Consider the following 13,685-nt stretch of genomic DNA (forward strand, 5'->3'; position numbering starts at 1 on the left):
ATTTTAAATTAGAACATACAAGATTACATTAAACAGGATGAACTTTCTTTAACATAAAAGTGTTAATATTATAAAACCTAGCCTTACAAGCTTTATTTATTAATTAAAATTTAATCCATATGAAAAATCTCATTTTTATTATTTTATGTGTCATTATTGCAACATCTTGTAGTAATCAAATTGAAGAACAAAATGATAACACTTCAATTTCTGTAAAGAATTCTGAGACAGAATTAGAATTAAAAGAAAAATTTAGTAGAGCTCTAGTGAAAGTAATTAATGAAAGCACTGAATCAAGGGTCTTGATAAAGAATGAAGCATTAAAGAAAATCAACTTCGATTATGATGTTCTCTATGAATTGATAAAAAATGAAACGCTTAGTGACGGTAATACCTTCAGGGGTTTATTGCTCAATTACATTGACCTTAGATCTCTGGAGAGAATTGAAGAATTGTTCCCGACAATATCTCTATTTGTTCCAGTGTTACCTGCTAATTCTTTTTCTGCTGAAACGTGGAACACTGCCAATGATGAAATAGCAATAGCTTTAATAGACCCTCAACTTAATGGAGTAAAGATTTATGAAAAGAATGGGAATGTGGAACTAATAGACGATGACCGTATTCCAATATTTCCAACAATTGTAGTCAAGGTAAATGAGAGGATAGCCACACGAACCAGTGATGGCCTAAAATCAACATCTTCAGTTTTAAAGTCTGCTAATACTGAAAAACAGTTCTATTTTATAGATGAAATTTTTAATAATTCCGAAAATCAGAAAACTACTAAAAGTAGAGGGTCAAATGTAAATCCAAATCCGACTGAAGCTGATTTACCGACTCATATAAAAAAAACAGTAGATGCGTACAAACATTTTAAAAATTCAAATGGATGGCAAAGGGATTATAGCTATTATGATTTAACTCCAACTAAGACCAGAGGCACATTAGATAAATCTATAGTTGAAAGTATTGTCACTTTCCAACTTACAGGAAATGGCCTAGCGGCATTAGCTAAAATAGGAGACCAGAAAGATGACCCGCATCATAAAGGTAAACATCCCAGATATGGTGGTTTTGCAGGTTGGACAGATGGCGAATTTGAATTTAAAATTAAAATTTATGTTGGGAATATAGCAGGCTTTGGTACTGAAACCTTCAAATTAATACGGGTGCAACCGTCTGAACTATTTGAGCCTATAATGGAGATAACCGGGCCTCGTTATGCTCAATTCACCGGTAATTTTAATGTAAGAGAGACTGTGGTTAATCAACCTTTGTTTACATGGGATCTGGAAACATTTGCCTATGCTATAAAAATTGCAGTAGAAGAAGTTGATAATGCAGAATCTCAAAAATCTTCTATTACGACTACCGCAGAATTCGCAACAAACTTTGAACAAAGTTCAACAACCGGAGAAAGTGATAAGGTTGGCCTGAAATGGGGTGGGTCTTCAAAGCGTACAATTTCTACAACATTCGAATCTACAGTAACTAAAGGTAATGATGAATTAGGGGAAACTGTTGTTAGCTTCGGTGATGACGTAATAATTAATGATAATGTTCGGACGGTGTATGTTTATAAATATAACGGAGATAATATCTACGGTCCTACATATAGTGCTACTCCCCATTATGTTCCGAACTTAAGTCCTAACTACAATACAGGATGGGTTAAACTGGGTATCGCACCTTTGAAATTATATTAAATAAAATCTCTTATTTTTTGCTAAATTTTGAATTCAATCATAAAAAACCGGTATTATCCGTTTTTATGGTTTAGTTATCAATTTTATACTTATGGGACGTTTTGCTGACAAATGGCTATCTATGGATAATCTATTGTAGTATGCACTTTCTATTACTATAGTTATCTGTTTATCTATATATTTTGGCGTAATAACAGTAATACCAGTCATATCTATTTCAGCCGTTTGGGCAGGCGTAAACACTTTATTATTATTTATAAACTTTCCATTACCCTCATATAGGGAACCATAAATTTCAGCTTCGTAGTATATATAAATCTTCGAACCGAAATCAACAAACTCCTTATTTGGATTTTCTTTAGTTGTATATACTGCACTAATTCTAATGTCATTGTCAGTCTCTACAATAGGGTCTGTATTATCATCCTTATCACATCCTGTAAATACTATTAGTGATAATATACCAATAAATATTATAAATCTTTTCATAGCAATATAAATATATGTTATTACTTGATTTTGATTCATACAAATATAAATATTTACTCTCAAATATATCCGGTTTTTGGAGTAATTTTCATAGAGGAATTAATCGCAATAAGGTAAGAGGTTAAATATAATAATCTAACTAAGTTTATATTTTGTATATTTGATACAGAAAATTAAAACCTAAAACTTTATGAAAAAGATTGGATTTATAGGGCTGTTGATACTAACTAGTATTTCATATTCATGCAATGATGATAACAAAAATGAGGTTGTTGATAAGAATATCAATGTAAGTGTATTTTTTCTAAAAGAAAATAGCTTTACAGAAAATCCTGATATAGGTTCAAATATTTATATATATTATGGATATGACTCAATGGATTTCTTTGGTTCAATTTATAAAGGGGATGGGAAATTTATAAAAAATGACAAGGAATATATACCAGACCAATCAGATATAGTTAATAATAATGGCATGAATACTATACAGCCTAAATATTTAGAAGAGATGTTTACTGTTGTTGTCGTCAGCAATTATTATAAAGATAGAATAGCTATGCACACATATTCAGGAAAAGAATATCCTATAAATTGCAAGATTATCAATAATCCTTAAAAGAATAGAGGCTGCCATAACTAACAGCCTCTATTATACAAATAGATTTGATCATTTTGCACCAACAAGCTTAGGTGCAATGAATATTTGAAAATCTCCAGATGTATATTTTTGATTGAAATTAAGATCTCGATTTTCGCCTCTACCTCCTCCTCGTAGCTGTCTGCGTATAAGATCTTTATTGTGAATTATATTATCTCCAAAATTAACTATGATATCTCCTAATTTATCACTACTCAAAGTCGTTGTCACCTGATAAGTCACTGTTTTTGTGGTCTCAGCACTAGCTCCAAATTTTAAACCTTTTTTCACTTTTTCCCCCCAACTTTCATCAAACCCAAAATTTGTTGCGAATTTTGTAGCTGTCGATTGGGTACTAACTGTTGATTGGGAAGGATCATATTCTTCAACAGATATTCTTATTGTAGGACTTATATTCTCAAGATCCCATTCGAAAAGGGGTTGTGAAACCTTTAAATAGTTACAACTCAAATGACTGAAAATAGCCCTAGGAGCATTACTTCCTATTCCTGTATATGCAGGATTTGGTTTAGTTTGAGCAGAAAATAAATCATAACCCGAAGCTCTGATTATTTTAAGCATTTCATTACCAGTGCCTAATATGTTTCCTATGTATAATTTAACATGGAATTCAAATTCACCATCTGTCCATGCTGTTAGATTTCCGCTTCTATCTGGTTTCTGAGTTGGATCTCCAGTCTGATCTGCTATTTTTCTTATAATTCCTTGAGCATCTCCAGTAACAGGATCTCCTAGAAGTTGAAAGCCTACTATATGTTCTATATAATCGTAATTGAATACTCCTTTAGTTTGCGTTGGGGTCATATTATAATAAATATAATCACGTTGCCATCCACTATAATTACTATATATATCATAAGATTGATATACTTTCTCTAAATCAGTAGGTATAGTATATCCGTCAACTACAATAGACTTTGTGTTCAAGTTTTTTTTAGCTTCTGAGTTATTATAATCCTCATGGATAAAAGCAAATGAAGTTTTTTTACCTATACTTGATTTTAAGGTTTTAGTTGCATTCGGATTCCACACAATACGCTCATTCTCTTTTACAACTACAACAGGGAAGAGTGGGATATATTGACCTTCTAATATCCATTCTTCACCCGACACATCAATCATCGGAACATCATTCGTATTTGTTGTTCGTATGGCTACTTGTGGAATTTCTTTAGTTATATCCCATAATTCGGCTGAAAATGTATTATCAGGCAATTCAGGAACAAACATTGTTAATGTTGGCAATTTCTCTTTTATTAAATTAAAAGTGTTAGAATCAATGTAATTAAGCATCAAATCGTCAAAGGTTTGTCCGTCGTCTAAAGGAATTTCGTTAATTAATAAATACATTACATCATAATCATAATTAAACTTTTTAAGCGATTCGTCTTTAATGAGTTTTCTTGCACTTTGATTCTCAGCTAAAACATTGACTAATGCTCTTGCAAATTCAGCCTTTAGAGGATAATTTACATCGGTTAATCTGGCTACTTCTTGCGACTCATTATTGCTTGTAGGTTGCGATAAATCATCTTGACTACAACTGGCAAAAAGTATTACAATACTAAATAAAAAAATGATTTTTCTCATAATCTTAAGATTTTAAGTTAGATATTGCTAATATTTTTAATAAAGAGAGCGTTAAATAGTTTTAATTAAGGTCTTGTAACTTCATTCGATATTATTTAAAACAATTTAACTTAATAGAGGGTTTACTCATTGACTTATATTAACAACTTTCTTTATGTCTTATTCTTAATTGTTTCTATTTATCAAATTAACAATTACTTTTACCATCACATCTTTTTCCTCAGTCTTACTCTCTGCAATCATCAAAGTAAGAGCTACTAAGGTGTTATTTTCTATCAATCTTGAACTATCTGACTTATATAAGATGCCATTGTTTTCTAAAAACCATAAGAAGAGAAATGCTGCAATCCGTTTGTTGCCATCACTAAAAGAATGGTTTTTAACAACTAAATATAATAACATTGCTGCTTTTTCTTCTACACTTGGATATAAATCTTCTCCACCAAAGGTCTGATAAATGGTACTAATAGAACTTTTGAACGATTCGTCTTTTTCATTTCCAAAAAGACCTCCGCTGCCGAACTTTTCCCGCAAAGTTTCTATTGCTTCCATTGCGTTATCATAATTTGCATGGAATACCTCTTCTGTTGTAGTATTATCTATTTCAAGAGATTGATAATCATATTTGTCTAATGTATCAAGGGCATAAGTATAATCACTAATTACCTGCAATATATCATTGGCTTGTTCCTTTGTTGTTTCGCTTCTGGTCGCTATTCCTGTTAATACCTTTATAGAAGCCAACGCTTCTTGCAATTGCTTTACTTTAGCTTGTTCATTGACAACAAAACCTTTTACAAGATAGTCTTTTAGAACTTTATTTGACCAAATACGGAATAATGTTGCATTTTTTGAATTAACTCTATATCCGACAGATAGGATTGCATCCAGATTATAAAATTTAGTCTGGTATTGCTGTTTACCATCGTTACCCATATGTTCCAAAATGGAACATGTGCTATTCTCGTCTAATTCATTTGATTTATATATATTATTTAGATGTTTTGTTATAGCAGGACGCTTTGTGCCAAATAGATTAGCTATTTGAGCCTGTGTTAGCCATACTGTTTCTTTTTCTAAAGTAACATCTAATTGTGTATTACCATCGGGTGTTTGATATATTATAATTTGGCTATCACCGATTTTCAATTCTCCTTTATTCATGGTTATATGTTTATTCTAAGCTAATTTCAGGCAATGAATTTACGGCTTTTTCTTTTAATGAATCTACCGCACGGGTATATTTCTCAGTGTGTTTCAGCCCACTATGCCCTAAAAGTGATGCTACTGTTTTTATATCAGTCTGGCATTCTCCCAATAAATTGACTGCAAATGAATGCCTGGCACAATGCCAAGTAATGTGCTTATCGATTCCTGCACGGGCAACCCACGTTCTTAGAGCTTTCAAACATCCTGTATGACTTGGTAATTTGAATATATAATCATCTTTCTTAGGCTTTTCTCCGATAAGGCTTAATAAGGTGTGGCTAAGAGGAATAATGACGATGGAATTTTTCGAGTGGCCTTTTGTTTTAGCTTGTTCAAACTTGATTCTCTTACTCGAATAGTCTACATTGCTATATCTTAAGTCAACGACATCACAATATCTTAATCCCGCATATAAGCAGAAGAGAAAAGCTCTTTTTATATCACCATTCTGATACGGAGTCTTAGCAAGCTGTTGTATTTCTTCTAATGTTAGTACATCCTTAGTTAAAGCACTATCATCAACTACACATGTAACTCCATTACAAGGGTTTTTAAGGAATATATCTTTTTCGGTTGCATGTTTAATTACTTTCTTAAAGCGTTGGAAATATCCTCTCGCACCTTCTCCCACAGATCGGCTTTGTAAATATTCGACAAACTTAATCATCATATCTTTATCTATCTGATCGGGGCGAATATTGACTTTTAATGCAGGGTAGTATTCAGATAAGAAATCTTTGAATCGCTGGAGGCACCCTTCCATCATACGAATATCTTTCTTTGTGTAAGCATCTACATAGGACTGATAATAGTCAATGAAATTTATTTTTTGTTTCACCGGAGATACTTTACCATGCTTTTGGTTAACTAATTCTCTTTCTTTGTCTGTTCGAATTTCACTAGCCAAAGCTAGAGTTTCTTTGTTTTTCTGGCGTTCTTCTGGTGTTCTTGGATTTGCTAAAAGATATAACCCTAAATATTCTTTGCTTCGTATATGTTTTATTTTTTCTTTACCTGTATTTTCATCAACCACTTTATTATATCCCATGTAGTATTCAAGATATAAACTTTGCCTGCCATCCGCTAATGCTTTTTGCTGTAATTTGGGATTTTCTTTAGTTTTTGTTTGAATCTTAGCCATTATTATAAGATTTTGAGGTTGTATTCTCTTTCTTAACTCTTATTGACAAAGGTAAAATAATATTTCAATTGGGGTGTAAAAAAGGTGTAAAAAATAACACAAAATACTCAAATTAAGGAAAAATAGAACTTTACAAAAAGAATATAAATATCTAAATATTAAATATTTATATTCTTTTGATTGGATGGTGTTTAGTAGGTTTTGTATCGGCTCTGGGTACTGAGATGGAGAAAGTTGAAAAACTCTCTCCGTTTTTTCTTTTTTTACCTCGTAACTCATTGGTTTGTTTATATATTAAATCCAATACAGAATTATAAGAATTGGTTCGATATGAATTTCCATCAAAAACTACTTTTTCGGGAAACATTGAACTTAATAGCTTACATTTTACTTCGACCTTACCCTCTTTTATGTAGTAATCCATTCTGTCTATCAAGTCAATAGAGTATTTCAATTTTGGTTCGATATTAGAACGGTTTAGGTTTTCTTCTATTGTCTTTTTTTCTTGAATGACTGCAATTTCTTTTTTATATCTCTCCTTCATTCTATCGTAATCATCCTGTTTTATTTTTTCATCCATATACATATCCTCTAACTTACTTCTTCTTTCTTCTATTCGCATAATTTCAATATCAAATTTTTGAATATCAATTTCCTTTTCTTCATTATTTGTTTTATTCAAAAAATTTAAGGCTTCTGTATATAACTTTAATACTTCTTTATTGGGTTTTAATGATGATATATATTTAGTAAATCCTTCAATAGCATTTTCAGCCCTACATCTAAAATGTTTTCCATCCTTACTACAATTATAGTAATAGTAAGTTCCTCCATTTCCTTTACTTGGTGCACCTGTCATAGATGCACCACATACAGGGCATTTCAAATACTTTCTTAAAAAAGCATCAGGGTGTACTTTTTTTGATAGTTTTGGTGTCTTTTTCTTTTTCCCATCAAGAATTTCTTGTACTTTCCAAAAATTCTCAACTTCCTTTTCTGTTTTTAAGATAGGCTCATGTAACCCTTTTACATAATGAGCAGGAATAGTTTTTCGTTCATTTGCCACATCTACAAACTCACGAACAAATATCTGTCCTATGTAAAACTGATTTCGCAACAACTCAAAAAATGAGGTTTCAGGTATCTTGTATCCTTTTCGTAGAAACTGCTTTCGTATGTAGGTTGCGGTTTCTACTCCTTTTGCCACCTCTGCAAAAATTTGACGTATTATTATAGCTTCTTCTTCAATTATTTCTACATACTTGTTATGGTCGTCTATTTGAACATTCCGATACCCTCTTGGTGCTTTGTTTGTACATTTTCCCATTTCAGCCTTTTCATGAATACCATTTTTAGTTCTCAAAGATATCTTGTTATTCTCTGATTCTGCACTTCCTATATAAATCCCTAACATTGTTGGAAAGTCAGACGCATTATTATCTAATGGATTCACAATAGAATTTACTTCTATATTTAATTTCTTTAACTGCCTAATATTAGTTAAAGCATATTCTAAACTTCTTGAGTATCTATCCCAAGTATAGAATAGAACTACATCAACTTCATTCTTATGTGATTTTAGGAAATTCATCATTTTCTTTATTTCGGGTCTTTTAGAAAATGTTTTAGCACTGTAATCTTCTCTAAAAGGCTCATGCAGAACATTGATATTATTTCTTCTACAATATTCTGTTAAAGATGCTTCTTGAAAATCAAGACTTGTACCTTTTGCCTGTTCATCACAACTTACTCTACAGTATATCACAGCATTTTTATATTTATTCATCATAACTTATTAATTTTCTATATTATTATTCTCTATTTGTAATTCAGCTAAAAAGAAGACAAAATCTCTTATTAGCTTTATTTCATTATCTGTATATTTATTTTTTCCACTGTTTAAAATCTTTTTGCATACTTCTAAACTTAACATTAACTTTCATCTTATACTCTTTATTTAGGTGTCTGTCGATTAAATATTTACTGCTGCCACAGACTACAGCAGACACAAAAAGGTCTACACTCAGCATTAACTACCGAATGTAAACAACAGGCATACAAGATATTTCTTGCATACTACTATTACCAATTTGTGATTTTAACAAATATACCATTAATAAAATTAAAAGAGAAAAATATTTGAAAAAAAGTTAAAAATATTTTAGAAAATTTTTCAGACCTAAGATATACAGCTAACCATACCCCGTATTTGAGTACCCCTATTTTCTTTAAAAAATATTTTGGGGATACGCAGATAGGGGGTGGGGGGTAGGGATACGCCCCCTCTACCTACATCAGTGCTTTTACCTTGCGTAAAGTATTTACAGATGTACCTGTAATTTTAGTTATGTTTCGCAACGAATATCCTTTTTTTAAGAGTTTTATATCCTCAGTGTACTGTGCTTTCATAGCTTCGTTATCTTTTTTATAACCGACTTTACGACCTACTGAACCACCATTCGCTAAATGGTTCTTATACCCCGATTCTACACGTTCACGAATGGTTTTGCGTTCCATGCGTGCAACTTCTGCAAGTATGGTGATTAGGAATTGAGACATAGGATTAATCTCTTTGTCTGCTGTCAGTGTTTCAATGTTATAGTTTTGAATATATAATGAAATTTTGTTTTGATTAAGTAATTCGATGGTTTGTAGAGTTTGTAATGTATCACGACCTAAACGACTAAGTTCTGTTACCAAAACCTTATCTATAGCATTGGTATTAACAAAGTCTATCAATTCCATCAAAGCAGGTCGTTCTGAGTTCTTCTTAGCTCCACTGACCATTTCAGCAAACACCTTTACTATTTCATAGTTGTTTTGGCTTGCAAACGCTCTTAAATCGTTAATCTGACGTTGATAGTCTTGTGTTCCATTACTTGAACTTACCCTTGAATATATACAAACTCGCTTCATTTTGTTATCATTTATGATTATTATCCAAGAGTAATTATATTTAATATATTTACCAAATGTAAAAGTAGTTATTTTAATTATATTTACTATTTTGTAGTATATTTGTAGAATGAAAGGAAAAGAATCACAACAAAGACAGATTATTCATGTTCATATTTTGACTACAGATGAACATTATTATTTTGGCTCAATACAAGCTATCTATGACACTTTATCAAAAGATAGTATAGGAATAGCACCACAAACTTTATATAATCGAGGTTTAAACGAGAAGTATGTTAATGATAAGGTAATAATTAGAAAAGGTGTGCTACAGCAAAAGAAACGCTCTGTATAAAGGTTCTATCTTATATCAACGATATGTATAATTGTTGTATCTAATGATTCAGCAATGTTCAGCAATGTACCAATAGTAAGGTTTGTTTTTCCCGACTCAATCCTACTCATGTTAGACTTTTCATAGTTGCATCTTGCTGCAAGTTCAGCTTGACTAATTTTTTTTTCTTCTCGTATCTTTTTGATATTCTTACCTATAGCAATTAGCAAATCTTCTTTATTCATAATCTTTTAATTATCATATTTGATAACTAAAGAAAATGCTATTATCTTCGCACATGGTTATCATTTATGATAACTAAAACTTATTTAATTAATTAAAATCAATTTTTCATGAAAAAGAATTATTTCAAATTTTTATCTGTTTTAGTAATGGTTTGTTGTATCAGTATTAGTTTTTCAGCGTGTGGGAACGATGACGATGATGATATTGAAGATGGTGGAAATACAAAATCTTCACTAACTGTTGATGGAAAATCTGTAGAGATAACAGATTTAGAAGCTGAATATGAAGATGGGGTATTTGCCTTTTGGGTAAATGATGTCCAAACAACCGAAAAACGTGTTTATATCCAAGCCGAATTTTCAGCAAAAGAAAGCATCAGTACAGAAACAGATGTTACATCTAAGTTCAGCATCTTATTTCAACGTAACAAAGGTTCTGAATGGTTTGTGCAAGACAGCTATCAATCAGGGAAAATCATTGTTAAAAACGTAGATAATTCTAAAAAGGTCTTAACTGTTGAATTTAAAGAAGCTAAATATCTTTCTAATCTTAAAAAAACAATTGTCATTAATGGCACATTAACAGTGACTTATAAAGTCATTTGAAAATCAATATAACCTTTTAAATTAAACTGATACAAAACTAAGTGTGTCAATATATCGACTTATAGATTATATTGACACATTTTTATTTTGCTACAAAAAAACTAAATCTCATACACCTCTCAATTGCTTTACGCCAAAATCTCACTGAAATAGCCATTTTTCGTAAATTCATGCAATAATACATATACGGTCTGTGTCACGAGTGTGTAAAATATGGCAGTTTTGAGCTTAGTTTTCCCCTGATTTCAGCTAAAATATTGATAGAACCGTGTGTTTTGTTATACATTTCAGAATGTAGCTGTCTTATCTTTTTCATTCGTTTGGATAAACCTGTACGAGAATTAGAGCTATACACATGAAGGTCTTTCATCTCTTGTTCAATCTTCTTTAAATCTCCATTATGTTTTTCAATGATAGCTTGCATCGAATAATCTTCATAGTTAGTAATAGAATACTTATTTTCAATTTCACCTTTACCAAAGACTTTGTTGAATTGAACAAGTAAAGGGTTTACATCCGACCCGAATATATAATTGATATGGGTTGAACCAATATTGAGAAATTTACATATCTTATTTGGTGAATCCAATTCCATTTCAAAGCGTGTTTTGCCACTAAAGTAACCTATTACAGCATCAGGATTATCAAGTAAATCAAAAAACTGTTTATTCTTACTACTCTGTATCTCTTTTTCTTTATCATATATAACAATAGTTTCTTTACATTCTTTAGACTTTACATCTTTGGAATATCTGATACCTTCACCCTCGTAGTGCTCCCATTTATAACGTCTATAGTTACCAACACAAGAGTTTAGAGAAGTAAATACATCATTGGTTAAGTGATAGTCTATATCTCGTGTTATGTGTATCTTATCAAAGTAACAATCATTGATAATATTATTGACATCAATAGTGCATATACCTAACCTATTAATGTTTTCTAAGCATTGCCGTAGTGTTGCCCTTGTTATTAGTTTAGGGTAATCATCTAACAGAACTTTAGATGAAAATTCTAAGGTTAATGATTGAGAGTTATTATTAATTCCTATAAATAAATTATAAGGTATTGATTTATCTTTTTTGGAATTATAATACATCCCTGTACATTCCCCATTTGGATTAATGTTTGGTGTGAACGATACTATTGGTTCTTTAAAATATTCTTTCTTTGTCCTAATTTTTACAGTATCAAATTTTAAATTCTTATTTTCATAACTATTCATTTTAAAGTTTTACTTTTTATTATTATAGATTACATAATTGAATAAACTATGTAGTCTACAGCATACATTTTCCCCTTCTTGATAGTAGAGTAAAACATATTTCAATCTTATATCACATTATATATAAGATTCTAAAAGTTCAATGTAAATAGTTATTGAAAATATTTTAATCAAAGAAAATCATTTTGTTCTGATTTAAGTTCAGAATATCGTGACATTAGTGCAGTTTTTTGGGAAGTATCAATCAACCCTTTTTCATTAACAGATTTCAGAAGTTCTTGTGATGCCCTAATATTTTTATTGTAATTGTCTAAACTTATTTTACTTATCTTACTATTCGGAGAAAAAATATCATCTACTCCGATAAATGTACCAACGCATTGTACAGTAATCTCATTTTGGAGATAAAAACTATTATCATCAGTAAATTGTGCAATTTGAAGACCCAAATAAAATGCGGCATCCTTCTTTTCTTGGATTGACATTTCTTTAGAATCAATTAAAGCTTTTAATAAAATATCTACTTCTCTTATTTCATAATAAAGCTTTTCATAAGCAAGTATTCTTTTATCGAAAAGAGTTGAATTTTGATTTTTTTGGGTGTAATCACTTGTAATTACAGATAATGATTCTTTTTCTGCAAGTGATTTCCATTTTATTAATTCATCATAACTATATTTATTTATGTCAGTGTCAATTAGTTTTGCGCAATTTTGGCATAGCCAAATACCATTTTGAATACTTTTTCTTTGTTCTTGGGTTATTTCCTCACAGAATCTTGGACCTCCTTTTGCTGCTGCCGTAATATGACAAGCCACTCCTAAATTTATTATTTTATCATCTACGGAATGAGCTCCAATTGTTATTTTTTTACAATTTGGATTAGAACATTTAAAACTTACTCGTTTAGCAAGAATTTCTTTTGTTATCTTAGAAAAATCATCTCTCATTCTTAACTTTTATAGATATATCTATTTAATTATTACACATACACTTAATTGAAAAAACAATATTATAGATTATAATGATAAGAATATTTTTTGTTTGAAAATATAATATTACAACTTCCGTACTCACTCCCTCAATTCATGTATAATATAATTGAAAAGTAGTCCACTTAGTAATTGAAAAGTATACCACTAAGTGTCTCGGACGAGATTGGTTAAAGATATTTATTCCTCATTAGATTGTAACATTTTTTTAGTTTCTTTAACTCTGTAAGATTGTCCATTCATATTGATAAGATATGCTTTATGCGTGAGTCTGTCTACCATGGCAGCCACGAGAACTTTATCCTTTACTATTTCCCCCCATCTGTCAAAAGCAAGATTTGTTGTAATGATTGTAGACCTCTTACCGGCTCTTAGGGACAGATGGTTAAAGAGCAGTTCTCCTCCTTCCTTATCACAAGAGACATATCCAAACTCGTCACAGATGACCATATCGTATCTCTGGAAGCGCATTTCAAGCTGCCTGAGACTTTTTTGAGACCTGCATTCCCTGATTTGTGTAAGCAGTCGCGTACGGAAGTAAAAAGACCGTATAGCCCTCAGGCAAGCTTAATCCCAGCCCTATGGACAT

The 13,685-nt window shown here is 31.0% G+C and carries 13 protein-coding genes and 1 pseudogene; 4 read left to right on the plus strand and 10 right to left on the minus strand.

Going from position 1 to position 13,685, the window contains the following annotated elements; translation table 11 throughout:
- Window positions 1-119: 119 nt before the first annotated feature.
- On the plus strand, window positions 120-1,709 hold the full coding sequence (locus tag HMPREF9455_RS17760; RefSeq protein WP_006801128.1) for a hypothetical protein: 1,590 nt from the start codon (window positions 120-122) through the stop codon (window positions 1,707-1,709).
- Between the two features lie 63 nt (window positions 1,710-1,772).
- On the opposite strand, the gene HMPREF9455_RS17765 is transcribed toward HMPREF9455_RS17760, so the two are convergent.
- Window positions 1,773-2,198, minus strand: coding sequence for a hypothetical protein (locus HMPREF9455_RS17765; protein ID WP_148401920.1), 426 nt, complete (start codon window positions 2,196-2,198; stop codon window positions 1,773-1,775).
- Between the two features lie 190 nt (window positions 2,199-2,388).
- Here HMPREF9455_RS17765 and HMPREF9455_RS17770 point away from each other — a divergent pair, with 190 nt between their 5' ends.
- On the plus strand, window positions 2,389-2,814 hold the full coding sequence (locus tag HMPREF9455_RS17770) for a hypothetical protein (RefSeq protein WP_006801130.1): 426 nt from the start codon (window positions 2,389-2,391) through the stop codon (window positions 2,812-2,814).
- A 51-nt stretch (window positions 2,815-2,865) separates the two neighbouring features.
- Here HMPREF9455_RS17770 and HMPREF9455_RS17775 read toward each other — a convergent pair whose 3' ends face one another.
- The 5 genes from HMPREF9455_RS17775 to HMPREF9455_RS17795 all read right to left on the minus strand — a co-directional run bounded on the left by HMPREF9455_RS17775 (window position 2,866) and on the right by HMPREF9455_RS17795 (window position 9,712).
- On the minus strand, window positions 2,866-4,446 hold the full coding sequence (locus tag HMPREF9455_RS17775; protein ID WP_006801131.1) for a hypothetical protein: 1,581 nt from the start codon (window positions 4,444-4,446) through the stop codon (window positions 2,866-2,868).
- A 165-nt stretch (window positions 4,447-4,611) separates the two neighbouring features.
- Window positions 4,612-5,610 carry a virulence RhuM family protein/type II toxin-antitoxin system death-on-curing family toxin gene (locus tag HMPREF9455_RS17780; protein ID WP_006801132.1) on the minus strand — a complete coding sequence of 333 codons (999 nt, stop codon included), beginning with the start codon at window positions 5,608-5,610 and terminating at the stop codon, window positions 4,612-4,614.
- 10 nt (window positions 5,611-5,620) lie between these two features.
- The gene (locus tag HMPREF9455_RS17785) at window positions 5,621-6,796 is read right to left on the minus strand and encodes a tyrosine-type recombinase/integrase (protein ID WP_006801133.1); all 1,176 of its coding nucleotides are present in this window, start codon (window positions 6,794-6,796) and stop codon (window positions 5,621-5,623) included.
- Window positions 6,797-6,962: 166 nt separating this feature from the next.
- Window positions 6,963-8,585 carry a recombinase family protein gene (locus HMPREF9455_RS17790; RefSeq protein WP_245532206.1) on the minus strand — a complete coding sequence of 541 codons (1,623 nt, stop codon included), beginning with the start codon at window positions 8,583-8,585 and terminating at the stop codon, window positions 6,963-6,965.
- Between the two features lie 500 nt (window positions 8,586-9,085).
- Window positions 9,086-9,712: a recombinase family protein gene (locus HMPREF9455_RS17795; RefSeq protein WP_006801136.1), complete on the minus strand. Its 627-nt coding sequence runs from the start codon at window positions 9,710-9,712 to the stop codon at window positions 9,086-9,088.
- Between the two features lie 109 nt (window positions 9,713-9,821).
- Between HMPREF9455_RS17795 and HMPREF9455_RS17800 the strand changes: the two genes are divergently transcribed.
- The gene (locus HMPREF9455_RS17800) at window positions 9,822-10,049 is read left to right on the plus strand and encodes a hypothetical protein (RefSeq protein WP_044216660.1); all 228 of its coding nucleotides are present in this window, start codon (window positions 9,822-9,824) and stop codon (window positions 10,047-10,049) included.
- Window positions 10,050-10,054: 5 nt separating this feature from the next.
- Here the strand turns inward: HMPREF9455_RS17800 and HMPREF9455_RS17805 are convergent, their stop codons facing one another.
- Window positions 10,055-10,273, minus strand: coding sequence for a helix-turn-helix domain-containing protein (locus HMPREF9455_RS17805; protein WP_006801137.1), 219 nt, complete (start codon window positions 10,271-10,273; stop codon window positions 10,055-10,057).
- Between the two features lie 108 nt (window positions 10,274-10,381).
- Here HMPREF9455_RS17805 and HMPREF9455_RS17810 point away from each other — a divergent pair, with 108 nt between their 5' ends.
- The gene (locus HMPREF9455_RS17810; protein WP_006801138.1) at window positions 10,382-10,879 is read left to right on the plus strand and encodes a hypothetical protein; all 498 of its coding nucleotides are present in this window, start codon (window positions 10,382-10,384) and stop codon (window positions 10,877-10,879) included.
- Window positions 10,880-11,075: 196 nt separating this feature from the next.
- Here HMPREF9455_RS17810 and HMPREF9455_RS17815 read toward each other — a convergent pair whose 3' ends face one another.
- From HMPREF9455_RS17815 to HMPREF9455_RS17825, 3 genes and pseudogenes are all read right to left on the minus strand, one after another.
- Window positions 11,076-12,104, minus strand: coding sequence for a hypothetical protein (locus HMPREF9455_RS17815; protein WP_006801139.1), 1,029 nt, complete (start codon window positions 12,102-12,104; stop codon window positions 11,076-11,078).
- Window positions 12,105-12,274: 170 nt separating this feature from the next.
- Window positions 12,275-13,054, minus strand: coding sequence for a hypothetical protein (locus HMPREF9455_RS20840; protein ID WP_006801140.1), 780 nt, complete (start codon window positions 13,052-13,054; stop codon window positions 12,275-12,277).
- A 222-nt stretch (window positions 13,055-13,276) separates the two neighbouring features.
- Window positions 13,277-13,685 (minus strand): annotated as a pseudogene (locus tag HMPREF9455_RS17825) (ATP-binding protein); the annotation flags it as partial.

This window comes from Dysgonomonas gadei ATCC BAA-286 (genome assembly GCF_000213555.1).
In the GTDB taxonomy this organism is placed as follows: domain Bacteria; phylum Bacteroidota; class Bacteroidia; order Bacteroidales; family Dysgonomonadaceae; genus Dysgonomonas; species Dysgonomonas gadei.

Excerpts from the sequence above, each read along its gene's own strand:
- HMPREF9455_RS17760 (WP_006801128.1), top strand. The coding sequence starts at position 120 with ATGAAAAATCTCATTTTTATTATTTTATGTGTCATTATTGCAACATCT.
- HMPREF9455_RS17765 (WP_148401920.1), bottom strand. The coding sequence starts at position 2,198 with ATGAAAAGATTTATAATATTTATTGGTATATTATCACTAATAGTATTT.
- HMPREF9455_RS17770 (WP_006801130.1), top strand. The coding sequence starts at position 2,389 with ATGAAAAAGATTGGATTTATAGGGCTGTTGATACTAACTAGTATTTCA.
- HMPREF9455_RS17775 (WP_006801131.1), bottom strand. The coding sequence starts at position 4,446 with ATGAGAAAAATCATTTTTTTATTTAGTATTGTAATACTTTTTGCCAGT.
- HMPREF9455_RS17780 (WP_006801132.1), bottom strand. The coding sequence starts at position 5,610 with ATGAATAAAGGAGAATTGAAAATCGGTGATAGCCAAATTATAATATAT.
- HMPREF9455_RS17785 (WP_006801133.1), bottom strand. The coding sequence starts at position 6,796 with ATGGCTAAGATTCAAACAAAAACTAAAGAAAATCCCAAATTACAGCAA.
- HMPREF9455_RS17790 (WP_245532206.1), bottom strand. The coding sequence starts at position 8,585 with ATGATGAATAAATATAAAAATGCTGTGATATACTGTAGAGTAAGTTGT.
- HMPREF9455_RS17795 (WP_006801136.1), bottom strand. The coding sequence starts at position 9,712 with ATGAAGCGAGTTTGTATATATTCAAGGGTAAGTTCAAGTAATGGAACA.
- HMPREF9455_RS17800 (WP_044216660.1), top strand. The coding sequence starts at position 9,822 with ATGAAAGGAAAAGAATCACAACAAAGACAGATTATTCATGTTCATATT.
- HMPREF9455_RS17805 (WP_006801137.1), bottom strand. The coding sequence starts at position 10,273 with ATGAATAAAGAAGATTTGCTAATTGCTATAGGTAAGAATATCAAAAAG.
- HMPREF9455_RS17810 (WP_006801138.1), top strand. The coding sequence starts at position 10,382 with ATGAAAAAGAATTATTTCAAATTTTTATCTGTTTTAGTAATGGTTTGT.
- HMPREF9455_RS17815 (WP_006801139.1), bottom strand. The coding sequence starts at position 12,104 with ATGAATAGTTATGAAAATAAGAATTTAAAATTTGATACTGTAAAAATT.
- HMPREF9455_RS20840 (WP_006801140.1), bottom strand. The coding sequence starts at position 13,054 with ATGAGAGATGATTTTTCTAAGATAACAAAAGAAATTCTTGCTAAACGA.